Source organism: Variovorax sp. 05N34 (assembly GCF_056397405.1).
The window spans coordinates 362,106-385,417 of sequence record NZ_JBFTNI010000004.1 but is presented as its reverse complement, the minus strand read 5'-3'; the positions used below and the strand labels follow the sequence as shown (position 1 = coordinate 385,417).

Below are 23,312 nucleotides of genomic sequence, written 5' to 3'. Positions count from 1 at the left end.
GCTCAGTCCGCCTCGGCGCCTGGCTCTGGCGCGGCCGCCGGCGCCTGCAAAGCGGCTTGTGCGCGCCCTGCGCTTGCCGCCGCTGCGAGCGCAGCGCCGGCTGCGGCCGCCAGCGCTTCGCCGGGGGCCGCACCTGCCGCGGAGAGCGCGCCTCGGGCAGCAGCGTCGAGGCATGCCGCGCCTGCACTGCAGGTCACATGCCGCGACACCGCGGAGCCCTGGTGGCTGATGTCCAGCACTTCCACCGCGCGCAGGACGCGGTTGGCGACGTGCAGCGCATCCTTGGCCGATGTATCGGGAAGAACCAGCGCGAATCGTTCGCGATCCAGCTTCATCGCGAAGTCGCCGGGACGGCGCACGCTGCGTCGCAATGCGTCGCCGATCGCGGCGAGACAAGCGTCCGCCGCCTTGCGGTCGTACAGGGCCTCGAAGGACTGGAAGAAATCGGCTTCGAACAGCACCAGCGCGATGTCCTTCCCGGCCTCTTCCGCGCGGGCGATCTCGCGTGCCATGGTCTCCGCAAAGGCACGCTCGTTGGGCAATCCCGTGAGCGCATCGACGCGCGAAAGACGGCGCAAGTCGTCTGAAAGCCGCTTCAGCTTGAGCTGCGTGTTTACGCGCGCGAGCACCTGCTGGGCGTTGAAAGGCTTGCGGATGAAATCGACGGCGCCCATTTCCAGGACGGCGACTTCGAGCGCCGATTCCTGGTGGCTGCTCACGAAGATCACGGGCACATCGGCGAGCGAAGGATCGGCCTTCAGGGCCTCGCAGACTTGAAGGCCGCTCATGTCGCCCATCTGCGCGTCCAGCAGGATCAGATCGGGCCGTGCCTGCTTGCTGAGCAACAGCGCATCGGTACCGCTGGTCGCGAACCGGACGGTCGTGTAATCCGAAAGTATCCGACTCAAAACCTGGATGACGGAAGGATCGTCATCGACGAGAAGCAAGCTCGCTTCGACAGGAAGTTTCTTCATCGCTGAATTCTGCCGCAACCTGCAAGCAGAGGTTACTTCGGTGCGTGCAAGGGTATGTCCCAAGCCGGTCAAAAGGCAACGAATTCATATGATGATCGGGCAACTCGCGCACCGCCCGGTGTGCGGGTATGCGCGGCGTTGTGATGCCCGTGGCCGGTACCGCGCAACCAGGCCCAGATCCGATACAACAGGAGACGGCAATGACTTTACGCTTTGGCATGGTGGCCGCGGCTGCGGCATTGGTTGCAACTTCCGCGCTCGCGGCCGGCCCTTCGGTCGTCAGCGGGCCTGGCGAGAACCCGGCGTGCTTCAAACCATGGGACGCGAACACGAAGTACTTCCAGTGGCCCGCCAAGAAAGGGCCGTATCGGATCGCCCTTGCGAACGGCTTCGTCGGCAACACCTGGCGCATCCAGATGATCAAGATGGCAAAGGCCTACGCGGCGACGCCGGAGATGAAATCGCAGATCAAGGAATTCAAGATCGTCTCGACCGGCACGGACGTGGCCGCACAGATCGCTGCGATCGACAACTTCATCAACTCGGGCTACGACGCCATCGTGACGATCGCGGTCAATCCAACGGCTTTCGCGCCAGTCATCAAGCGCGCCAACGCGGCGGGCGTTGTGGTCGTGCCTTTCGACAACGTGCTCGACAGCGATCAGGTCATGATGGTCAACGAAGACCAGCTCGCGATCGGCCAGCAATCCGGCGAATGGCTGGTAAAGAACATCCCGAGCAAGAGCGGCAAGCTGCTTGAAGTGCGCGGCGTGCCGGGCAATTCGGTGGACCGTGACCGCCACCTCGGGTTCCGCAAGGTGGTGGAGGCGCCCGGCAACAAGTTCGAGGTCGTCGAGGTGGTCGGCAACTGGGACGACGGCACCGCCCAGAAGGCTGTGGCGGATGCCGTGGCAGTCCACAAGAACTTCGACGGGATGTTCGTGCAGGGCGGATCGACCGGCGCGGTGCGCGCGCTGATCGACGCGAAGCACAAGATGATTCCGGTCGCTGGCGAGGCCGAGAACGGCTTCCGCAAGCTGTGCGTGGAGCACGCCAAGGAAGGCCTGCTCTGCGCCTCGCTCGGGCAGTCCCCGGGCCTGGTCGCTATTTCGATGAAGGCGGCTGTGGCAGCGCTGCAAGGCAAGGTGATGCCGCAGATGATCTCGGTGCCGATCCCGGTGGCGACGCATCCCGATTTCAAGGCCGGCCAGAACTACTTCCCCGACCTGACGGACAACTTCTTCACCACCAACGACTTCCCGCCTTGCGATGTGAACCTGAAGGCGACCGACATCATGTCCAAGGACGAGAAGAACAACTGATTCCGCCTTGGAACCGATCCTTCGCCTGATCGACGTCTCGAAGCGCTACGGCGGCGTGCGAGCGCTGGAGCACGCGAGTTTTTCCTGCGCGCCGGGGCGCATTCATGCGGTGCTCGGCGAAAACGGCGCGGGCAAGTCGACGCTGATCAAGATGATGGCGGGCGTGGTGCAGCCCGACGAAGGCCGCATCGTGCTCGAAGGCGTGGAGCGCCGTTTCGCGCATCCGCAAGAAGCGGTCTCGGCCGGCATCGCGTGCATCTTCCAGGAGCTGTCGTTGATGCCCGACCTGAGCGTGGCCGACAACATCTGCATCACCAACCCACCGCGGCGGCTCGGCCTCATCGACCGCGCCGCGCAACGGCGGATTGCCGAAGCGGCGCTGGCGCGTGCCGGGGCCGAGGACATTCATCCGCTCGCGCCGGTCGAGAGCCTGACCTTGTCGCGGCGGCAGATGGTGGAGATCTCGAAGGCGCTGGCTCGCGACCCGAAGATCCTGATCCTCGACGAAGCGACTTCAGCACTGACCGCGGCCGACGTCCGGCGCGTGTTCGCGCTGCTCAAGCGGCTGCGCAGCGAGGGACTGGCGATCGTCTATATCTCGCACCGCATGAACGAGATCACCGAGCTGGCGGACGATTGCTCGGTGTTTCGCAACGGCAGCCACGTCGCGACCTTCGAGGCCGGCACGCGCAGCAATGCCGAGACGATCGAGATGATGATCGGCCGGGACATCGAGCATGCGTTCCCGCCCAAACCGCCGCCGCGCGCCGTGACCGCCACCGGTGCCCCGGCGCTGGAAACACGCGGCCTTTCGTGGAGTTCGAAGCTGCACGACATCGACCTCGAGGTCTGGCCTGGCGAGATCGTCGGGCTCGGTGGGCTGGACGGCCAAGGCCAGCGCGAACTCTTTCTCGCGCTCTTCGGCGTGCTTCGCGGAGTGAGCGGTGAAGTCCTGCTCGACGGCAAGCCGGTTCGGGTGCGTGACCCGCGCCAAGCCAAAAGGCCGGAACTGGGCATGGCGCTGGTGCCGGAAGACCGCAAGACCGATGGGCTCATGCTGCCCATGTCGGTCAATGACAACCTGAGCCTTGCTGCGCTCGATCGGCTCAGCCGCGGCGGCGTGCTGCTGCCGGCGGAAGAAGACAAGGCCGTTTCGGGCATGGTGCGGCGCCTGTCGATCAAGGTGGCCGAGACGGGTGACGCCGTCGGCAATCTGTCCGGCGGCAACCAGCAGAAGGTGGTGATCGGCAAATGGCTGATCAACTCCCCGCGCATCCTGCTGCTGAGCGATCCGACCCGTGGCATCGACGTCGGCACGAAGCAGGAGATGTACGCGCTGATTCGCAATCTCGCCGATGAGGGCGCGGCGGTGGTGCTCTATTCGACCGACTACGCCGAGCTGATCGGCTGCTGCGATCGGGTCGCCGTGTTCTTCGACGGCCGCATCGTGCGTTGGCTGGCAGGTGCCGAGCTGACCGAACGGGCGCTGGTGTCGAGCGCCCTCAACCTCGAAACGGCGGCGGCATGATGCGTCCTGACTGGCACTTTCATCTGCGCGAACACCGCGCCACCTTCGCGACGATGGCGATGTTCGTCGTGATCTTTGCGCTGTACATCACCAAGCATCCGGTCGGCTGGAATGCGGCGGTCCTGACCACGGCGGCAAACAAGGGCGTGCTGCTCGCCATCGTCGCGATGGCGCAGACACTGCCGGTGCTCACCGCGGGCATCGATCTCTCGGTCGGAATGGTGTTCGTTCTTGCCAACTGCCTGGCGTCGCATCTCGTGATCGGGACGCCGCTGCAGGCGGGGATGGGCATCGTGGCGGTGCTGGCGAGCGGCGCGCTGTGCGGCTTCATCAACGGCGTCATCATCGTGTACGGGCGCTTGCAGCCGATCATCACGACGCTGGCCACCGGCATCGTGTACTTCGGGCTCGCGCTTGGCCTGCGCCCCGTGCCCGGCGGCGATGTGCAGGCCGACCTCGCCGATGCACTGACCGGCGCATTGCCGGGCGGTATCCCCACCATGCTGGTCGTGCTCGTGGGTGTCGTGTTGTTGATATGGGTGCCTTATCGGCACTCGGCCACTGGCCGCGCAGCCATGGCGATCGGATCGTCGGAGAACGCAAGCTACATGTCGGGCGTGGCGATCGGCCGCACGAAGATCATCACCTACACGCTCGCGAGCCTTCTGGCGGCCATCGGTGGGCTGCTGCTGACCTTCGTGACCTATTCGGGAGAAGCGTCTTCGGCCATCGGCGGCGTCTATACGCTGAACTCGATCGCGGCCGTCGTCATTGGCGGCACTGTGCTTTCAGGTGGCGCGGGCAGCGCCATCGGCTCGATCTTCGGCGCCTTCGTGCTCCGCACCATCGGCGATCTTCTGTTCGTCTTCGACCTCGAGCCACTCTGGCAGCCGCTCTTCCAGGGTGTCATCCTGCTGACGGCCGTGAGCTTCGGATCGATTCGCCTGCTCAAGATCAACAACCGGCTCGATCTCTTCAAATAGCCATGAAACACCCCCAGGCTTGCCCACTTCGTGTGGCCGCACACCCCCTTGCAGGGGGCAATACCAGCGGCCCGGCAAAGCCGGTTCCGCGGTATTTCCCGACGAGGCCATGACGACGCTGGCGGTTCGACTCAGGCGTTCAGGGCATCTTCCGGTGCTGGCGGGTGCCTTGTGTACGGTCGCGCTGCTGCTGATCGGCAGTCTCTATTCGAAGAACTTCCTTTCGGTCGACTACCTGCTGCTGCAGTTGCAGATCGCGTCGTTCCTCGGCGTGATCGCGACGGGCGCCATGCTGGTCATCCTCTTGGGCGGCATCGATCTTTCGGTGCCATGGCTGGTCACCGTTGGCGGAATGATGTCGGCGGCCGCGGCGGGCTGGTGGGGCGGCACGGGTGAGCTGCTTGCGATCCCTTTCGGCATTCTGTGCGGTGCCGCGCTCGGCTTGCTCAACGGCATCGGCGTGGCCTACCTGCGCGTGCCGTCGATGATCTTCACGCTCGGCATCAACGCGGTCGCGCAAGGCCTGATCGTGGTGCAGACCGGCGGCTTCGCGCCGCAGGACCGCGCGACGCCTGCCATGCACCTGATCGCCACGGGCCGATCGCTGCTCGGCATTCCGAACGCACTGCTGGTGTGGATCGCCGTTGGTGCAGCCACGATGTTCATGCTGCATCGCACGACGCTGGGCCGGGCGATCTATGCCGTCGGCAATCGCGAGCGTGCCGCGTACCTGTCGGGCATCGACACGCGCCGCGTGACCCTGCTGTGCTTCGTCATTGCCGGCGCCTGCTCGGCCGCGTGCGGCGTGCTGCTGACCGGCTATTCGACCAAGGCTTATCAGGCCATGGGCGATGCCTATCAGCTGCCCGCCATCGCCGCGGTCGTTCTCGGCGGCACCAACATCCTGGGCGGGCAAGGCTCCTATCTCGGAACCGTCGTCGGCGTCATACTCATCACCCTGCTGCAATCCATTCTGTCGGTGATGCAGATTCCTGAGATGGGCCGCCAGGTCACCTATGGCGTGGTGATCATCGCGATGCTGCTGGTGTACGGACGCGGCCGCCGCCAATCGAACTGACCAGACCCGCAATCAAACAGAGGAGCGCCACATGACCATCGAAATCGCACCCGGCGTCGAGATGATCGACCCTCGATTCCGCAAGCTCGTTTTTCCCAACGCACAGATCGAAAAGCTCTACACCGGCTGCCGATGGTCCGAAGGGCCGGCATGGTTCGCGGCGGGCCGCTACCTCGTGTGGTCAGACATTCCCAACGACCGCATGATGCGCTGGGACGAAACGGACGGCTCCGTGTCGGTCTTCCGCCAACCCGCGATGAACACCAACGGCCACACCGTCGATCAGCAGGGACGCCTCGTCTCGTGCGAGCACCGCGGACGCTGCGTATCGCGCACCGAGCACGACGGCACGCGCACCGTGCTCGCTTCGCATTTCGAAGGCAAGCGCTTCAACTCGCCCAACGACGTGGTCGTCAAATCGGACGGCAGCATCTGGTTTTCCGACCCGAGCTACGGCATCGACAGCGACTACGAAGGCGATGCCGCGCCAAGCGAGATCGGCGACCGCTGCATCTATCGCATCGAAGCCGACCTCAGCGTCATCACACGCGTCGCCAATGGCTTCGTGCAGCCCAACGGATTGGCTTTCTCGCCGGACGAACAATGGCTGTATGTCGCCGACACAGGCGCCACGCACGTGCCGGACGGACCGCGTCACATCCGGCGTTTTCGCGTCGGGGACGACGGCCGCACGGTGACGGGCGGCGAGCTGTTCGCGCAATGCGAGGACGGCCTTTTCGACGGCTTCAGAGTGGACACGAACGGCAACCTGTGGACCAGCGCGGGTGCCGGCGTGCACTGCTACACACCCGACGGCGAACTGATCGGAAAGATCCACCTGCCCGAAGCCGTCGCCAACGTTTGCTTTGGCGGGCGCAAGCTCAACCGCTTGTTCATTTGCGCCACGACGTCGCTTTACGCCGTCTACCTGAACGCCCGCTCGGCGGCGCGCCCGACCATCGTGTGATCCGCCAGGAGCCCGAGCTGTACGTCTGGCTCGCGCCAGACGCCGTGGTGCAGGCTGCGCTCGACGCCTATCGGCATCGATGGACGTGGCCTCAGGGAAGTCGCCTGCCCAAGTCGCATCGCATGCACCTCACGTTGTCCTTGCTCGGCACACGCACCGCCGACGAGATCGAGGACATCGGCAAAGCACTGGCTGGCCTGCAGGAGAGCAGCCTTGAACTCACGCTCGACAGGCCGGCCGTGTGGTCGCGCGGCATCGTCGTGGTTTGTCCTGCCGAGCATGCGGGATTGATGCAGCTGCATGCTGCCGTCGGCCAGGCCATCTCGCCTTGGGCGCGGCCCGCTGCATGGAAGCCGCACATCACGATCGCCCGGCGCGCTCAGGGCGCGGAGGCCCCGCCGATGGCCCCTGTGCGCTGGCACGTGCGGGAGTTCCTGTTCGTGCGATCGTGGTTGCCGCCCTACCCTGTGCAGCACGAGGTGCTGGGGCGTTATGCGCTGACTCCTTAAGCTTGGCGCGAACAACCCGAAGCAGCATATTTCGACCCAGACCGACTGTAGAATCCACGCCGCTGCGGGCGTAGTTCAATGGCAGAACGGCAGCTTCCCAAGCTTCATACGAGGGTTCGATTCCCTTCGCCCGCTCCACATCTCACAGCCTCCGCTTCCGATCACAAGAGATCGGCAAGATCAGCCCGAGCTTCTTCTTCCCTCGACCAGGGAATGACCCAGGCTTGCAAAGTCCCGTTGAAAGACAGATAGCCCAAGCCCAGCAGGCGAGCGCGGTGCGGATCTGAGTTGCCCTTCAGCAGAAACGATCTTTTATACGGCTCAAGGGTCAACTTGGCGGCATCCGCCGTTTGCGAAGGCTTCGGCGCTTTGCGGCTGCGTGCAACTGCAGAAGCTTTTGCAATCGGCACGTGCTCCGGTTCGACTTCTTCGACGCTGTCCTGAAATGATTTCAGCTGATTGATTAGCCGAAGAATCTGCATACAGGCCGGATCTACCGCTGCCTCCCAATTCGAATCGCTCCGGCCAGACTCATACTTTGTCGGATTCACACCGAAAAGATCGGTGGGCAGCCGCATCTTCTCCAGGTCGGGCACGAGGAAAAAGCAACGCTCCGGGCCGAGTCGACCGATGAACAAGCCAAGCTCAAAAAGGACGTTGTCCCTGACGACCTTGTCTGTGTTGTCTCGCATCATCGAGACATCGTCCGGACTAAACACGAAGATCGCGAAATCGGACGTTCGCAATATCCGCATCAAGTCAATGAGCGTGGAGGACGATGGCTGAAACACTCCGTCTTTCCAAACGGTGCATTCAGTCTCGGAGGTGAGATTCGAGTGAATCGCGTTGGCAATTGCAAGACCCTCCCTGGAGGATCCAATGAATATTTTTGGCTTCATGAGAGCTTTTTAAACAAGCTCAGAGATCCTACACACGGCTGGCGACAACCAAACTGTAAATGGCGGTTTTGATAGTCAAAAAGGATGCCTCTCTGAATTTGGAAACGCATTCCGCCAGCCGCTCCGAGTCGGACGCTGGCTTGGCGGATGTGTAGGAACCCGCAGCCACCGCTGTGGCTGCCTCAATCCGCAGTGCCCGAGCCTGGCGCATCCAGCACGATGCGCCCGGCCGTGAGCGTGTTGACAGTGGCGGCCGGTATCTCCATGAGGATGGTCGCCCGCTCGGCCACCATGTGCGCCGTGAGATGCAGCACCGGGCGCTCCTCCAGGTCGTGCATCAGCCGCACCAGCTTGAGCAAGGGGCCGCCCACCTCGGTCTGTAGCAGAGCGGCACGCTGAGGGTCGGCCACGGTGGCACTGATCTCCTGCACCACTCGGCCGAACTTCACGCCCTGGGCCATCAGGATCTCGTAGAGCGCACGTTTCTTCAGGGCGGCCTCGGTCGCGCGGCGGCCGATGGCCACGGGCACCCAGGCATCGGTCAGCATCGCAGGCCTGCCGTCGCGGTTGGACCGCACGCGCAGCGCATGCACGGCCTTCTCGGCGGGTGCCAGTTCCAAGAGGCGCGCCACGTCGGCTGGCGGCACGGTCTGCACCACGTCCAACACGCGCACCACCGTCTCGATCGCAGTCTTGCGCAGGCTGTCGATCACGCCCAGGCTCGGCGCCGGCCGCCACGACGCGCCAGCGCCTCCCCGCACGAAGGTGCCGCGGCCGTGGCGTCGCTCCACCAGCCCGAGCGCGGCCAAGTCACTCAGCGCACGCCGCACTGTGATGCGGGAGACACCGAAACGCTCGCACAACTGCTCCTCGCCCGGCAGTGCGCCACCGGCGAACAGACCTCGCGAAATCTCATCGCGCAGCACCAGGAAGATTTGCCGGTGCAGCGCCGTGCCGCGTGCGCTGTTCATGGGATTTGCCGCGGTCTCGGTGTTCATGAGGCGTGAGCATAGCTTGTTGACTTGTCGTTATGTTGTGATATTCTCAATACAACTAGGACGACACGAGACAACCCATGAGCCATCCCGCCTCGCTTCTTCGACGACTGCTGGCCGCCCCCGGCATGGTGATTGCCCCTGGTGCCTACGACGGCATCGGGGCGCGCCTGATCGAGCAGGCAGGGTTCCAGGCTGTCTACATGACCGGAGCCGGCACTTCCGCAGCGCGCGGCTTTCCCGACTTCGGCCTGCTGGACATGAGCGAGATGGTCGGCAATGCCGCCACCATCGCGCGCTCCATCGCGGTGCCGCTCATCGCCGATGCCGACACTGGCTATGGCAACGAGCTGAACGTCACGCGCACGGTGCGCGAATACGAGTCGCGGGGTGTAGCTGGCATCCACATCGAGGACCAAGTCTCGCCCAAGCGTTGTGGCCATCTCGCCGGCAAGGAGGTGGTCTCGCGCGCAGACTTCATCTCCAAGATCCGCGCCGCGGTGGAGGCACGACACACCAAGGATTTCGTCGTCATTGCCCGCACCGATGCACGGGCCGTGTTGTCGCTGGACGAAGCGGTGTGGCGCGCCAATGCGGCGCTCGACGCAGGCGCCGACATGGCCTTCGTCGAAGCCACGCAGACGATCGAGGAAGTCGCCGCGGTGCCGAGGCAGGTGAAAGGCCCTTGCCTGCTCAACGTGGTGCCCGGCGGCCGCACGCCCATCTTCGACCTGCGGCAAGCGCAAGAGATGGGCTACAAGCTCGCGATCCTTCCGGGACTAATGCTCAAGGCGGCCATCGAGGCCGGTGACGCAGCGCTGGCCGAACTCAAGCGTACCCATCAGGCGCCTGCTGTAACGCAGAGCGTGGCCCAGACCTTCCGCCGGTTCGGCGCCGACGAGTGGGACGCGCTGCGAACCCGCTTCAACGCCGGCGCCACCATGGAGCAGCAGAAATGACCGCGCGCACCCTGTTCGACAAACTCTGGGACGCGCATGTGGTGCGCGACCTGGGCGACGGCTGGACCCTGCTGCACATCGACCGCCATCTGCTGCATGACCTGTCCGGACCGCCCGCGTTGGGCGAGGTCGCTGCGCGCGGGCTGGCCCTGCACAACCCCGAGTTGATCTTTGCCACGCCGGACCATGCCGTCTCCAGCCAGCCCGGCCGGGTTGCGACCACATTTCCGCTGGGCGGGCGGCTGTATGGCGCGCTCAAGCAGCTCAGCCACAAGATGCAGGTGCGCATGTTCGATCTGGGCGAGCGCGGCCAAGGGATCGTGCATGTCATGGGACCGGAACTGGGCATCGTGCTGCCCGGCCTCACCGTGATCTGCGGCGACAGCCATACATGCACCAATGGCGGCCTGGGCGCGATGGCCTTCGGCGTGGGTTCTTCCGAAAGCACGCACGCGCTGGCAACCCAGACGCTGCGCCAGCAGAAGCCTCGGCAGATGCGCGTGCACGTCGAAGGTCGATTGCGCGCACTCGTCAGTGCCAAGGATCTCGGGCTGCACATCATCGGCAGGCTCGGCGCAGCTGCGGGCGTGGCCCACGCCATCGAGTTCGCCGGTCCGGCGATCGAGGCGATGGAAGTGGAGGCGCGGCTGACCCTGTGCAACCTGTCGGTGGAACTCGGTGCGCGCTTCGGGCTGGTGGCGCCTGACGAGCGCACCTTCGACTATCTGCGCGGCCGCCCATTCGCACCGCAAGGCGCCGATTTCGACGCGGCCGTCGCGCAGTGGCGCGAGCTGCACAGCGACCAGGACGCACGCTTCGACCGCGAGGTAGTGATCGACGCGGACGCGGTACGTCCCACCATCACATGGGGCACGAGTCCTGAACACGCCATCGCCGTCGACGGATGCGTGCCCGACCCGCAGACCGCCGGCAGCGATGCGCAGCGCGACAACATCCGCGCCGCGCTGGACTACATGGGACTTGCGCCGGGACAGAAGATCGCCGGCACGCCCGTGGACTGGGTCTTCATCGGCTCCTGCGCCAACGCGCGTCTGTCGGACCTGCGCGCTGCCGCCGAGGTGGTGCGTGGACGCAGGATTGCACCGGGTGTGAATGCGTGGATCGTGCCCGGCTCCGAGAACGTGAAGCGTGAAGCGGAGGCCGAAGGCCTGCGCGAAGTGTTCGAGGCCGCCGGCTTCTCCTGGCGCGAACCCGGCTGCAGCATGTGCGTCGCGGCCAATGGCGAGCAGGTGCCGCCTCAGCAGCGCTCGGTCTCCACCTCCAATCGCAACTTCGTCGGCCGCCAGGGGCCCGGTGCGCGTACCCACCTCGCCAGCCCGGCGATGGCCGCCGCAGCCGCGATCGCGGGCGCCATCTGCGACGTCGGATCGTTGGAGGCTGCATGAGCATGCAACCCTTTGTCCGCATCAACGGCGCCGCTGCGCACCTGCCGCGCGCCAATGTCGATACCGACGTGATCGTCCGCATCGAGCGTCTGACCACGCTCACGCGCGACCAGCTCGGTCCCTATGCACTGGAGGCGCTGCGCTACCTGGAGGACGGCAGCGAAGACCCCGGCTTCGTGCTCAACCGCTCCCCCTTCCGCGGCGCGCCCATCCTGCTGGCCGGAGAGAACTTCGGCTGCGGTTCGTCGCGCGAAGGCGCGGTGTGGGCGCTGATGGGGATGGGCATCCGCTGCGTGATCGCGCCCAGCTTCGGCGACATCTTCTTCAACAACTGCTATCAGAACGGGGTGCTCGCGCTTCGCCTGCCGGCCTCGGAGATCGACGCGCTCGCCGCAGCGTGCGCGGACGGCTCGTCGCTCACCGTGGACCTGCAGGGCTGCACGCTCAGGCACGAGGCCGTCGGGACGCAGACCTTCACCGTCGATCCGCTGCGGCGCGAAGCCCTGCTGCTTGGCCTGGACGACATCGGTCTCACGCTCAAGGACGACGCTTTGATCCGCGCCTGGCAGTCAGCCGACCGGCAGCGCAGGCCCTGGGCTTGGCCGCTATCAGCGCCGGGCCGATAGCACCGGTAGCACCTTGAGCCAAGGCCTCGGGAACAAAGAAAACACAAGACATGGAGACACACGAATGAAAGCAGGAAGCAAGGCACGAACACATCCACCGACGTCCATCGCAATAGCGGCACTCGCCGTAGCGGCGATGCTTGCCAGCCCCTTGGCCCACGCGCAGGCCGCATGGAAGCCCGAGCATGCGGTTTCACTCGTGGTGCCCTATACGCCTGGCGGCGGCACCGACGCCACTGCGCGGGCCGTGGCGCGCCGCCTGGGCGAACTGTGGGGTCAGCCGGTGGTGGTGGAGAACATGGCCGGCGCCGACGGCCTGATCGGCACGCGCAGGGTGATGGAGGCCAGGCCGGACGGCTACACGCTTCTGCTGCAGGTGCCTTCCATCGTGGTCACCAAGCATGTGCCCGGCCTGAAGGGCGTGGATCCGCTCGCGCGCCTGACACCGGTCACGGCTGTTTCGATCTCGCCCGCTGCCATCGTGGCCAGCGCCAAGCTGCCGGCGAAGACGCTCGGCGAATTCATCAGCTACTGCAAGACCGCGAGCACGCCCTGCTCGCTGGCCAGCGGCGAAAACCTGGCGCGTGTGTCAGCCAAGCAGTTGGCGGCAGAGACTGGCATTCCGAATCTCATCGTCGTCAACTACAAGGGCACAGGCGCGATCGTGACGGACATGATCGCCAACAACGTGAACATGGCCTTCACGGGCATCACCGCCGCGCTGCCGCACTACAAAGCCGGCACGCTCAGGATCTTCGCCACGCAAGGCAAGAAGCGCGCAGCCGCACTGCCCGATGTGCCCACCACCGCGGAGGCCGGCTACCCCCAATTCCAGTCGGTCACCTGGTATGGCCTGTTTGCGCCCCAGGGCACGCCGGCCCATGTGACGCAAGGCATTGTCAGTGCGATGCGCGAAGCGGTGAAGGACCCCGAGGTCCAGAAGACCATTGCCGCCGCAGGCGCCGAACCGCTGGTGAACACGCCTGCCGAGTTCGCCGCGCAGATCCGCGAAGACAGCGAGCGCATGGATGCGCTTGTGAAGCTCTACCCACTCGAATGAAGGGAGGCGAACGATGACACTGGCACCCACCGCCGCCTACCAGCAGCAGGGCGACGACGAAAGCGAACAGGTCGGCATCCGCTGCGTGCTGATGCGCGGCGGCACCAGCAAGGCCCTCTTCTTCCACGAAGCCGATGTACCTCCGCCCGGTCCGGCGCGCGACCGCGTGCTCAAGCGCGCGATGGGCACGCCCGACGTGCTGCAGATCGATGGCATGGGCGGCTCGCGCCTCGTCACTTCGAAGATCGCGCTCATCAAGAAGTCCGAACGCGGCGATGCGGATGTGGACTACACCTTCGCGCAAGCCGATGTGGAGCGTGACCGCATCGGGTATGACGCCAACTGCGGCAACATCTCCTCGGCGGTCGCGCCCTTTGCCATCGACGAGGGCCTGGTCACGGCGGTCGAGCCGGTGACCACCGTGCGCATCCACAACACCAACACCGGCACTCTGCTGGTGTCGAAGGTGCAGGTGAAGAACGGGAAGGCGCGGATCAAAGGCGACTGCGCCATCGCCGGCGTTCCGGGCACCGGTGCCGAAATCCTGATGGACTACACCGACACGCTGGGCGCCAAGACCGGAAGGCTGCTCCCAACCGGCCAACCGGTGGACAAGATCGAGCTCGAAGACGGGCGTCGCATCGAGGTCTCGATCGTCGATGCCGCCACGCCTTGCGTGTTCATTGCCGCCGGCGCCTTGGGCTTGACCGGCAGCGAGCTGCCGCCAGCCATCAGCGCCGACCGCGCCTTGATCGAGACCATCGGCGAGATCCAGTCCAAGGCAGGTGAGCGCATTGGCCTCTACAAGCACTGGAAGGACGTGCACCTGCCCGGGCTGCCGTTGGCCGTGATGGTGGCGCCGCCAGCCGACTACATCGATACGAACCACCAAAGCGTGAAGGCCGGCGACTGCGACCTGCGCGCGCGGCTCGTCTTCCTCGGCAAGTGCCACGACAGCATGGCCGGCACCGGATCGATGTGCACCGCCGCGGCCTCGCGCGTGCCCGGCACGCTGGTGAACATTGCCGTGGGCGCGCGTGCCGGCACTGACACGCTGCGCATCGGTCATCCCCTGGGCGTCATGACGGTGAAGGTGGTTGCGCGCTCCGGCGACACAGCCGCTTCCACACGCTTCGATGCACTGGGCCTGCAGCGCACCGCACGCCGCCTGATGGATGGCACCGTGTACGTGCCGCGCGACTCGGCCTGAACGCTCAGACGATTTCAAGAACGACGGAGACAGACATGCCCGCAACCTCTACGCGCCGCCGCGCCTGCGCAGCCTTGGCCGGCCTGGCGCTGGCCGCCCCCACCTTTGCCTTCGCGCAGAACGCCTTGCCCGCCAAGCCGATGCGCATCGTCGTCGGCTATCCCGCCGGCCAGACGGTCGACATCGTCGCGCGCAACTTCGCCGCGGCTCTCAGCAGAGAGATCGGCCAGCCGGTCATCGTCGACAACCGGCCGGGGGCCAACGGCAGCCTGGGCGCACAGGAAGTGAAGAAGAGCGCGCCCGACGGCACCACGATTCTCCTGGGCACCCTGGGCCAGATGACCATCAACCCCACGCTTTACAAGAAGCTGCCCTACGACACGCTGAAGGACTTCGCGCCGATCGCCCAGGTCAGCACCGGCGCGCTGCTGCTGGTGGCCTCGCCGTCCTTCGGCCCCAACAACCTGAAGGAGCTGATCGACTACGCCAAGGCACGTCCAGGCAAAGTGGACTTCGCTTCCGGCGGCAACGGCATCACGGCCCATCTGGCGATGGTGGTGCTGGAACGCCAGGCCGGCCTGCAGCTCAATCACATCCCATACAAGGGCTCGCCGGCTGCTATCAATGACGTGATCGGCGGCCAGGTACCGATCATGTTCGACGCTCTCGCTGCAACCCTGCCGCAGGTCAAGGCCGGCAGGCTCAAGCCGCTCGCCATCTCCAGTCCGAAGCGCAACCCGCAGCTGCCGGAGGTGGCCACCGTCGACGAGCAGGGTCTGAAGGGCTTCGACATCAGTTCCTGGGTCGGCTTCCTGGCGCCGGCCGGCACGCCGCCAGCCACGGTGAACGCGCTGCACGACGCCATCCAGCGGGCCTCAGCCAGCCCCGAAATCCAGGAATCCATTCGCGCCACCGGCAGTGAGCTCGCCGTCACCACGCCGGCGGAATTCGGGCGCTTCCTGCAAAGCGAGATCCGCAAGTGGGGTCAGGCGGTCAACGACGCCGGCGTTCAGATCGACTGAGAAAGCGACGAGAAAGGTTCACTGCAAATGACACACCCAGCGCTGCCCACGGACCCCGGCGGTCCTACCGGCCAGCTGTGCGACTGGCTCGCCGGCTTCTCCCTCGATCAGGCGCCGGCATCGGCCCGCGAGCGTGCCAGGGCGCTGACCCTGGATGGCATCGGCTGCGCCATCGTCGGCGCGCAACTGCCCTGGTCCCGCACCGCGGTGGAGATCGTGCGGCGCTTCGAGGGCGCGGGCGAGCGCAGCATCGTCGGATGGGGCATGACCACCAGCGCGCCCGCCGCTGCGCTGCTCAACGGCACCTTCATCCAGGGCTTTGAGCTGGACGACTATCACCCGCTGGGTCCGCTGCACAGTGCGTCCATCGTGCTGCCCGCCTTGTGGGCGGCGGCCGAGGGCGAAGGCAGGAAGGTGAACGGGCGGCAGTTCATCGAAGCCGCGCTGGCAGGCTATGAGGTGGGCCCGCGCGTGGGCATGGCGCTGCATGGTGCGCAGATGCTGTCGCGCGGCTGGCACTCGGGGTCGGTGTTCGGCACGCATGCGGCGGCCGCGGCAGTGGGCAAGCTCATGGGCCTGGACCGTGCCCGCTTCGAAGATGCGCTGGGCCTGGCCGGCACGCAGTCGGCCGGCCTGATGGCGGCGCAGTACGAGGCCATGTCCAAACGCATGCACCACGGCTTCGCGGCCCGCAACGGTCTGTACGCCGCGGTACTGGCCGAGGGCGGCTACACAGGCATCAAGCGCGTGTTCGAGCGGCCCTACGGCGGCTTTCTTTCCACGTTCGGTGAAGGGCATGAGCCCGACGCTTCGCAGATCACCAGCGGCCTTGGCCAGCGCTGGGAGGTGGAGCGCATTGTCATCAAGCCCTACGCGGCCATGGGCGGCATCCATTCGCCGCTGGACGCGCTCTTCGACGTGTCGGCGCAGCGCCCGCTCAGGCCCGATGAAATCGCCAGGATCGAATGCGATGTGTCGCACGCCGTGTACCACCATGGCTGGTGGGTCCCCGAGCGGCCGCTCACGCCCATCGGCGCGCAGATGAACATCGGCTATGCCCTTGCGGTGGCGGCCATCGACGGCGCCGCGATGGTGCGGCAGTTCTCGCCCGCACGCATCGACGCTGATGACGTCTGGGCCCTGCTGCCCAGGGTCGAGGTGAGGCACGACCCAGCTTTCGATGCCGGCGGGATGCTCAAGCGCGGCCAGACCCGCGTCGCCGTGACCTTCACCGACGGGCAGCGCATCGTGGCCGAGCGTGCCAGCTCGCGCGTGATCGAGAAGCCGCAGGACACCGCCGGCGTGGCCGCCAAGTTCCGCAGCCTCACAGACGGGCTGATCGATGCGCCTCGCCAGCGCGCCATCGAGGAGATGGCGCTTGGCGTGGAAGACTTGCCCGACGTGCGCGAGTTGATGGCGCTGCTTGCGCCGGTGGTTCGCCCCGCGTTCGACTGAGCGCCCTTCATTCAAAAGCGAAATCAGGAGACGAGACATGCAAGCCTTCCAACAATGGAGCATCGCGGCCCTCGCCGGTCTGGCGCTGGGTACCCCTGCCCTGGCGCAGGGCGATTGGCCGACCAAGCCGATCCGCATCGTGGCGCCCTATGCGGCAGGCGGCGCAGGGGACGAAAGCGCACGCGCTATCGCCGATGGCCTCTCGAAAGCCCTGGGCCAGCCTGTGGTGGTGGACAACAAGCCAGGCGCCGGGGGCGTGATCGGCGCCGACATCGTCGCCAAGTCGCCCGCGGACGGCTACACACTGCTGGCAGGTGCCAACGGCACGTTGATCAACCCACTGATCCACCGCAAGCTGCCCTATGCAGCCCGTGACCTCGCGCCAGTGACCGGCGTGTCCTTCTCGCCCTCGCTGATCGTGGCCGATCCCGCCATCAACGTGAGCACTCTGGCGGAGTTGCAGGCCCGCGCCAAGGCGGATCGCAACGGCATCTTCTTCGGCACCACGGGCATCGGCAGCACGGGACACTTCTCGGGCGAAATGATCAAGGCGGCGCTCGGCGTGCCGTTCACCTTCGTCCAGTACAAGGGCAGCGGCGAAACCAGCCTGGCGCTCAGCTCGCACCAGGTGCAGCTGATTTCCGATGTGCCCAGTGTGACGCTCGCGAACCTCGGCAAGGCCGGCAAGGTGCGCATGCTGGCCGTCGCCTCGGACAAGCGAATGCCACAACTGCCAGATGTCCCGACCACGGCCGAGGCCGGCTTTCCCTCGATCCGCATGATCCATTGGCTGGGGTTGTTCGCGCCCAAGGGCACGCCGCCCGCGGTGCTCGACAAAATCAATGCCGCGGCGCAATCGTTCATCAATTCGCCCTCCGAGCGCGCCAACATGGCCGCCCGCAACTCGGAGCCGATGCTCGGCAACCGCGCTCAGTTCACCGCCTTCGTAGACGGCGAGACCGCTCGCTTGGGCAAGATGGCGAAGGACCTCGACATGGTCGCGGAATGATCGAAAGCGCCAGGTGCGACGAAGCAGCCTGCCCGCGGGTCTTCCTGCTCCTTGAATTCGCCTCCATCAAGGCGCGGATGCCGGCAGCGGCGAATACTCTGCTGGCACCCACGTATAAACCTTGCCCTCGGGCCTCACATGGCCCAGCCCCGGGAAAGGAAGGTGCGCACCGGCCACCCACCACCCGCCCGCCGCCGAGCGCTGCAGCATGGCGCGGCGTGCCTGGATGGCCTCGGCACGATCCACGTCGACTTCATAGCTGGCCGTGGGCCGCGCGAACTGCACGACGTGGTAGTGCACCAGATCGCCCCACACGAGCAGCTTGTCCTGCGGGTTGACGCCGCCGGAGACGAGGTACGAAGTGTGACCTGGCGTATGGCCACGCGTTGCCACGGCGTCGATGCCCGCGGGCAGGCTGCCGTCGCCCGGCGTGAAGGTCTTGAGGCGACCCGTTGATGCGTAGGCATCGAGCGCGCGGCGCGCCTGGCCGACGACGAAGCGCAAGTCCTTGGGCGTGCGGGACTCGGCCTCGGGGCTCTGCCAGTACTCAGCCTCAGTGCGATCCACCCACACTGTGGCGTTGGGGAAGGCCTGCTTGCCGTCGGTGGTGAGCACGCCGCACAGATGATCGGGATGGGCGTGCGTCAGCAGCACGTCGTCGACTCGTTCAGGTTGGAAGCCGGCGGCCCTGAGGTTCTCCGCCACGTGCCCCAAGCCGGCCCCGAAGCAGTCGGCCGTGCCGGCGTCGATCATCACGAGGCGGCCCTGAAGCTGCACCAGGTAGGCGTTGATGGCCGTCTGCAGGCCTGCCTTGTTCTCGGGCACGTAACGCCGGCTCAGCAGCGCGTCGACATGAGCAAGTGTGAGGCCGGCGATCTGCGCGCGCGGCAGCTGCACCACCCCATCGAAGAGAGCCGTGACGCGCAGAGAGCCGATGGCCTGGTGGTAGTAGCCCGGCACCTGCTGCAAGGCAGGTGATTTCGTTGGTTGCGGTTGTTGTGCCATTGCGTGACCGGTACCGATGACAAGCGCAGTTGCGAGCAGCGCGAGGCGGCGAAGGACGACGCCGGGACGGGAATGGATCAAGGTGATTGCAGGCATGGAGACTTCTTCTGGTTGATGAACTTGTTGCCCCTGCGGCCTTGAGTGGCCGCAGTGCCCTTTCATCTTCTTCCCATGTGCCTGCGCGAATCGCTCAATTCACTGCGCGATCCGCTCGCTGCATCGGAGTTCTCAGCTACCGTTGCCGATCTGCGCCGGTTCGAGGCCGTAGCGCTGGGCAAAGCGCCGCGCGAAGGTGGGTGCAGACTGGTAGCCGACCCGTGCCGCCACCGTCTTCACCGGCCAGCGCGTGGTGTAGAGAAGTTGCATCGCGCAGGCCAGTCGCGCATCGGTGATCACGTCCAGCAGCGAGCGCCCCTCGAGAGCCAGCCGGCGGCGCAGCGTGGCACCGCTCAGGCCCCGCTCATCCTCGAAGTCGCGCGAGCGCCAGGCACGTTCCGGGTGCGCGGCCACCAGCGAGCGGATCTGTGCAGCCAGGGTGGGCGGTGGCGGAGCCAACATCGCTGTGTGCCCCATCTCGCACAGTTGCACGGCCATGTCGGCCAAGGCTGCACGTGCGGGCCCATAAGCGCCTGAACGCAACGAATCGCCCCAGGCGGCCAGTTGCGTGCCCATGCGCTGCGCTGGCAGCCCCACTACAGGTGGGCCGCCCTTCGCCACCGGCTGGGCCCACAGCATGCGCGCCGCGGCTATCACCTCGTCACAGATCGGCATGGTGATGGTGAGGTACAGGCCGGCTTCGTCGGGCCAGTTGAAGGCATCGAGCTGGCAGGGTCGCGTGATCACGAACATGTCCCCCGCGACGAGCGAGACCTCGCTCCCCTCGCCTCGAAGGCGTTTGCGCCCGCGCAGCACCACACCGAAAGTCGGCTGGTCGATGTCGGCCGAACGCACGCCGTGCTCGCGCGTCGCGCAGATGCAGGCATATTCCTTGGACAGCACTTCGTCCATGGTGAGCGCCATCAGCCGCTCCAGGATTGGCGCGGGCACAGGCGCGGGAGCCAAGGCAATGTCGTCAATGTCGTTCATGAGGCTCTCTTCCATCGTTGGCTACGCTCCTTCCAGTATTTGACTACCACCTGGGCTCGCGAGACTGTCATCAGGAGATAGAGAAGCGAGAGGCCGGCAAGGCCGGCGCCGTGCCACAAGAGCACGGCCGCACCTTGCCCGATGGCTTGACTGCCGATCATCGTACCGATCGACATGCCCAGATAGATGCCGGACGAATTCAACGCCACAACGAGTGAGGCTTGAAAGAGAGGGTCGCGGCCCTCTGTTCGTCAGCGCTTGCGACTGGCATACCAGCGATGCATTCGATGCTCGCCGGTGGTGGGGGCGGACTTCAAGCGAAACCCTCCTTTGGCACCGGCAGTAGTGTTCTTGCAGACGCGGGATCTACACGGCACAGGGTGATACGGAACATATATACTTCGCGCACATTTCGTATAAGAGAGACACTGATGGGTATCGTCAAGATTTCGGACCTGATGCATGAGAACCTGCGAGTGGCAGGAAACGCCCTGAGCAGGTCCATCAATGCACAGGCAGAGCACTGGATGCGAGTCGGCATGCTGACCGAGATGCATCCGGAGTTGGATCACCGAGAAATCTGCCAGCTCCTGATCCGCGCTGAACTTGCGGGCGGGCTGGACATCGCCGGGGCTGTCACAGCGCAACTTGGCAAGCCTCGCGCTTCCTCCACCGGAAAACGCTAGTGGCGCGCGGCCCTTCAATCAAATCCGCCGAGGACATAGCGATGGCGCGGCGGGCCGGCGGGCTTGCCGCAGAGGTTCTCAGCATGATCGAGCCCTATGTGGTGCCCGGGGTGAGCACGGAGGCGCTCGACCGAATGTGCCACCACCATATCGTGAATGTCCAAGGTGCCATTCCGGCCAATGTGGGGTATCTCGGGTATCCGAAGACCATCCTCACGTCCGTCAACCAGGTTGTTTGTCACGGCATCCCCTCCCCCGACAAAATTCTGAAGAAGGGCGACATCGTCAACATCGATGTCGCCGTCATCAAGGATGGCTGGTTCGGCGACACCAGTCGCATGTACTTCGTCGGAGCCCCCAGTGTGCTGGCTCGGCGCTTGGTGGAGACGACCTACGAAGCCATGTTGGCGGGAATCCGGCAGGTCAAGCCTGGAGCGACTCTCGGCGATATTGGCCACGCCATCCAGTCAGTCGCTCACCGGGAACACTTCAGCGTGGTGCGCGAATACTGTGGGCACGGCATCGGGCAGGTCTACCACGAGAAACCAGACGTGCTGCACTACGGACAGCGCGGGGAAGGACTCAAGCTGGAACCGGGAATGGTTTTCACCATCGAGCCGATGCTCAATGCAGGCAAGCGCGAAACCAGGCAACTGGCCGACGGGTGGACAGTCGTGACAAAGGACAGGTCTCTGTCCGCCCAGTGGGAACACATGGTGGCTGTGACCCCCGAAGGGTATGAAGTGCTTACGCGTTGGCCAGGAGGCACAGGGGCCTACGCGCCGGTTTGACGTCAACTCCGTACTGCACACGACGTGCACGCCCGGCAATCTCTCAAGCGCGACTGCGCTTCAGCAAATAGTCAAGCCCCCCCACCCGGAACCACCGATACCCATACGGCTCCAGCAAGAAGCAATGCCGCCCGTCGGCACCGGCCACGCTGTGGTCTTCCGACAGCACGTTCGTCAACTGCTCGCCGCCTTCACCCATCGCGCTGGCAACGAGTTCGAGTTCCTGAGGATCCGCCACCAGGTTGTGCACGAACACCACCGTGTTGTTGCGCCATTCATAGCGCACCACGAACACGCACGGCTGCGCTTGCGGCAGCACCTTGAAATCGCCCCAGCCGACTTCGGGAATCTCCTGGCGCATGCGCAGCGTGCGTTCCGTCCAGTTGAGCAGCGAATCCGGATCCCTGCGCTGCGCGGCGACGTTGACATGCTCGAACCCATAGGCCCCGCCGGAAATGACGGGCCGCACGGGCTTTTTGGCGACGGTGAAACCGGCGTGCGGCTCGGTTGACCATTGCATCGGTGTGCGAGTGCAGTTGCGCTCTGGCAGCGAAAGATCGTCGCCCATGCCGATTTCATCGCCGTAACGCAGCACCGGCGTCCCAGGCAAGGTCAGCAGCAAGCTGTAGGCAAGTTCGAGGCGCCGCCGGTCGCTCGCGAGCATCGGAGCAAGCCGGCGGCGGATGCCCCGGTTATAGAGTTGCATGTCCTTGTCCGGAGCGAACTCGGCGAAGACCTCGGCTCGTTGTGCTGGTGTCAGCCGGCCCAGGTCGAGCTCATCGTGGTTTCGCAGGAACACGCCCCATTGCGACGTCGAAGGCCGCGAGCGGGTGTCTTCCAGCGCCTTGGCCAATGTGCGACTGTCCCCACTTGCGAGCGCATAGAACAGATGCTGGTTCAAATGAAAGTTGAACATCATGTGAATGCGCTCGCCCGCATGGCCGAAGTAATGCATGTTCGTGCGAGGCATCACATTGGCTTCGCCGAGGATGATGGCCTGGCCCTGGCGCCATTGCAGGAGCTCCCGAAACTCGCGCAGCATGTCGTATTGCAGCCTCGGCCTGGCGACGTCGGCCCCCTTGGTGGAGATCACGAATGGCACGGCGTCCATGCGGAATCCCGAGACGCCGAGCTGCGTCCAGAAGCCCATGATCTTCAGTATCTCGGCTTGCACCTGCGGGTGGCTGGTGTTCAGGTCCGGCTGAAAGTCGTAGAAGCGATGAAAGTACCAGCGCCTGGCCACCTTGTCGAAGCTCCAGGTGGACTTCTGCACGCCCGGAAAGACCATGCCCTCGTCCGCGTTGGCCGGCTTCTTGTCGGCCCAGACGTACCAGTCGCGATAAGGTGAGTCGGGGTCGGACCTCGCCGCCTTGAACCACGGATGTTGATCGGACGTGTGATTGACGACCAGATCGATCAGCACCCGCATGCCACGCTCCTCGGCCGCGTGCGTGAACTCGACGAAGTCGCCGAGCGTGCCGTATCGCGGATCGATGCTGTAGTAGTCCGAGACGTCGTAGCCATCATCACGGCCGGGCGAGGTCTGAAACGGCATCAGCCACAAGGTGGTGATGCCGAGCCCGTGCAGGTAATCGAGCCTTCGTGTCAGCCCTTCGAAATCACCGCAGCCGTCGCCGTTGGAATCCATGAAAGTTTCCACTGCAAGGCAGTAAACGACGGCGTTCTTGTACCAAAGGTCTTTGATCATGCTGGGGCGCTTTCTTGTACAAAATGTTGGACGC

At 65.2% G+C, this 23,312-nt stretch carries 22 protein-coding genes and 1 tRNA gene; 17 read left to right on the top strand and 6 right to left on the bottom strand.

The window, feature by feature from the left end:
- Positions 1-2: 2 nt before the first annotated feature.
- Positions 3-974, bottom strand: a complete 972-nt coding sequence (locus AC1DMA_RS13730; RefSeq protein ID WP_478144531.1) for a diguanylate cyclase domain-containing protein — start codon at positions 972-974, stop codon at positions 3-5.
- A 200-nt stretch (positions 975-1,174) separates the two neighbouring features.
- On the opposite strand from AC1DMA_RS13730, the gene AC1DMA_RS13725 reads away from it, so the two are divergent.
- The 7 genes from AC1DMA_RS13725 to AC1DMA_RS13695 all read left to right on the top strand — a co-directional run bounded on the left by AC1DMA_RS13725 (position 1,175) and on the right by AC1DMA_RS13695 (position 7,499).
- Positions 1,175-2,296, top strand: a complete 1,122-nt coding sequence (locus AC1DMA_RS13725; protein WP_478144530.1) for a sugar ABC transporter substrate-binding protein — start codon at positions 1,175-1,177, stop codon at positions 2,294-2,296.
- 7 nt (positions 2,297-2,303) lie between these two features.
- Entirely contained in the window at positions 2,304-3,824 is a 1,521-nt protein-coding gene (locus AC1DMA_RS13720; protein WP_478144529.1) for a sugar ABC transporter ATP-binding protein, read from the top strand.
- Positions 3,821-4,807 (top strand): ABC transporter permease, encoded by a 987-nt coding sequence (locus tag AC1DMA_RS13715; protein WP_478144528.1) that lies wholly within the window; start codon positions 3,821-3,823, stop codon positions 4,805-4,807. Before AC1DMA_RS13720 ends, AC1DMA_RS13715 begins: the two co-directional genes overlap by 4 nt.
- Positions 4,808-4,916: 109 nt before the next feature.
- Positions 4,917-5,885 (top strand): ABC transporter permease, encoded by a 969-nt coding sequence (locus tag AC1DMA_RS13710; protein ID WP_478144527.1) that lies wholly within the window; start codon positions 4,917-4,919, stop codon positions 5,883-5,885.
- Between the two features lie 31 nt (positions 5,886-5,916).
- On the top strand, positions 5,917-6,852 hold the full coding sequence (locus tag AC1DMA_RS13705; protein WP_478144526.1) for an SMP-30/gluconolactonase/LRE family protein: 936 nt from the start codon (positions 5,917-5,919) through the stop codon (positions 6,850-6,852).
- Positions 6,849-7,361, top strand: coding sequence for a 2'-5' RNA ligase family protein (locus tag AC1DMA_RS13700; RefSeq protein ID WP_478144525.1), 513 nt, complete (start codon positions 6,849-6,851; stop codon positions 7,359-7,361). The genes AC1DMA_RS13705 and AC1DMA_RS13700 overlap by 4 nt, the downstream gene beginning before the upstream one ends.
- 64 nt (positions 7,362-7,425) lie before the next feature.
- Positions 7,426-7,499 (top strand) — tRNA-Gly (locus AC1DMA_RS13695).
- A gap of 23 nt (positions 7,500-7,522) precedes the next feature.
- On the opposite strand, the gene AC1DMA_RS13690 is transcribed toward AC1DMA_RS13695, so the two are convergent.
- Together AC1DMA_RS13690 and AC1DMA_RS13685 are read right to left on the bottom strand one after the other, a co-directional pair.
- Positions 7,523-8,260, bottom strand: coding sequence for a TIR domain-containing protein (locus AC1DMA_RS13690; protein WP_478144524.1), 738 nt, complete (start codon positions 8,258-8,260; stop codon positions 7,523-7,525).
- 182 nt (positions 8,261-8,442) lie between these two features.
- On the bottom strand, positions 8,443-9,258 hold the full coding sequence (locus tag AC1DMA_RS13685; protein WP_478144523.1) for a GntR family transcriptional regulator: 816 nt from the start codon (positions 9,256-9,258) through the stop codon (positions 8,443-8,445).
- 77 nt (positions 9,259-9,335) lie between these two features.
- Here AC1DMA_RS13685 and AC1DMA_RS13680 point away from each other — a divergent pair, with 77 nt between their 5' ends.
- The 8 genes from AC1DMA_RS13680 (at position 9,336) to AC1DMA_RS13645 (ending at position 18,002) form a co-directional block, all read left to right on the top strand.
- A complete protein-coding gene (locus tag AC1DMA_RS13680) occupies positions 9,336-10,214 on the top strand; it encodes an isocitrate lyase/PEP mutase family protein (RefSeq protein WP_478144522.1) in 879 nt (292 codons plus the stop codon).
- Positions 10,211-11,620 carry a 3-isopropylmalate dehydratase large subunit gene (leuC, locus tag AC1DMA_RS13675; RefSeq protein ID WP_478144521.1) on the top strand — a complete coding sequence of 470 codons (1,410 nt, stop codon included), beginning with the start codon at positions 10,211-10,213 and terminating at the stop codon, positions 11,618-11,620. The genes AC1DMA_RS13680 and leuC overlap by 4 nt, the downstream gene beginning before the upstream one ends.
- Before the next feature lie 2 nt (positions 11,621-11,622).
- Complete coding sequence (leuD, locus tag AC1DMA_RS13670; protein ID WP_478123982.1) at positions 11,623-12,246, top strand: 3-isopropylmalate dehydratase small subunit; 624 nt, start codon at positions 11,623-11,625, stop codon at positions 12,244-12,246.
- A 64-nt stretch (positions 12,247-12,310) separates the two neighbouring features.
- Entirely contained in the window at positions 12,311-13,306 is a 996-nt protein-coding gene (locus AC1DMA_RS13665) for a Bug family tripartite tricarboxylate transporter substrate binding protein (protein WP_478123636.1), read from the top strand.
- 13 nt (positions 13,307-13,319) lie between these two features.
- Positions 13,320-14,516, top strand: a complete 1,197-nt coding sequence (locus AC1DMA_RS13660) for a PrpF domain-containing protein (protein ID WP_478144520.1) — start codon at positions 13,320-13,322, stop codon at positions 14,514-14,516.
- A gap of 74 nt (positions 14,517-14,590) precedes the next feature.
- A complete protein-coding gene (locus tag AC1DMA_RS13655) occupies positions 14,591-15,538 on the top strand; it encodes a Bug family tripartite tricarboxylate transporter substrate binding protein (RefSeq protein WP_478123638.1) in 948 nt (315 codons plus the stop codon).
- A 27-nt stretch (positions 15,539-15,565) separates the two neighbouring features.
- The gene (locus AC1DMA_RS13650) at positions 15,566-16,993 is read left to right on the top strand and encodes an MmgE/PrpD family protein (protein ID WP_478144519.1); all 1,428 of its coding nucleotides are present in this window, start codon (positions 15,566-15,568) and stop codon (positions 16,991-16,993) included.
- 37 nt (positions 16,994-17,030) lie between these two features.
- Positions 17,031-18,002, top strand: a complete 972-nt coding sequence (locus tag AC1DMA_RS13645; protein WP_478144518.1) for a Bug family tripartite tricarboxylate transporter substrate binding protein — start codon at positions 17,031-17,033, stop codon at positions 18,000-18,002.
- Between the two features lie 66 nt (positions 18,003-18,068).
- Here AC1DMA_RS13645 and AC1DMA_RS13640 read toward each other — a convergent pair whose 3' ends face one another.
- Together AC1DMA_RS13640 and AC1DMA_RS13635 are read right to left on the bottom strand one after the other, a co-directional pair.
- On the bottom strand, positions 18,069-19,103 hold the full coding sequence (locus AC1DMA_RS13640) for an MBL fold metallo-hydrolase (protein WP_478144517.1): 1,035 nt from the start codon (positions 19,101-19,103) through the stop codon (positions 18,069-18,071).
- A gap of 132 nt (positions 19,104-19,235) precedes the next feature.
- Positions 19,236-20,093: a helix-turn-helix transcriptional regulator gene (locus AC1DMA_RS13635; RefSeq protein ID WP_478144516.1), complete on the bottom strand. Its 858-nt coding sequence runs from the start codon at positions 20,091-20,093 to the stop codon at positions 19,236-19,238.
- Between the two features lie 431 nt (positions 20,094-20,524).
- Here AC1DMA_RS13635 and AC1DMA_RS13630 point away from each other — a divergent pair, with 431 nt between their 5' ends.
- Together AC1DMA_RS13630 and map are read left to right on the top strand one after the other, a co-directional pair.
- A complete protein-coding gene (locus tag AC1DMA_RS13630; RefSeq protein ID WP_478123644.1) occupies positions 20,525-20,779 on the top strand; it encodes a ParD-like family protein in 255 nt (84 codons plus the stop codon).
- A complete protein-coding gene (gene map, locus AC1DMA_RS13625) occupies positions 20,779-21,570 on the top strand; it encodes a type I methionyl aminopeptidase (protein ID WP_478144515.1) in 792 nt (263 codons plus the stop codon). The genes AC1DMA_RS13630 and map overlap by 1 nt, the downstream gene beginning before the upstream one ends.
- Before the next feature lie 43 nt (positions 21,571-21,613).
- Here the strand turns inward: map and AC1DMA_RS13620 are convergent, their stop codons facing one another.
- Positions 21,614-23,278, bottom strand: coding sequence for an alpha-amylase family protein (locus tag AC1DMA_RS13620; protein WP_478123646.1), 1,665 nt, complete (start codon positions 23,276-23,278; stop codon positions 21,614-21,616).
- Positions 23,279-23,312: the final 34 nt, after the last annotated feature.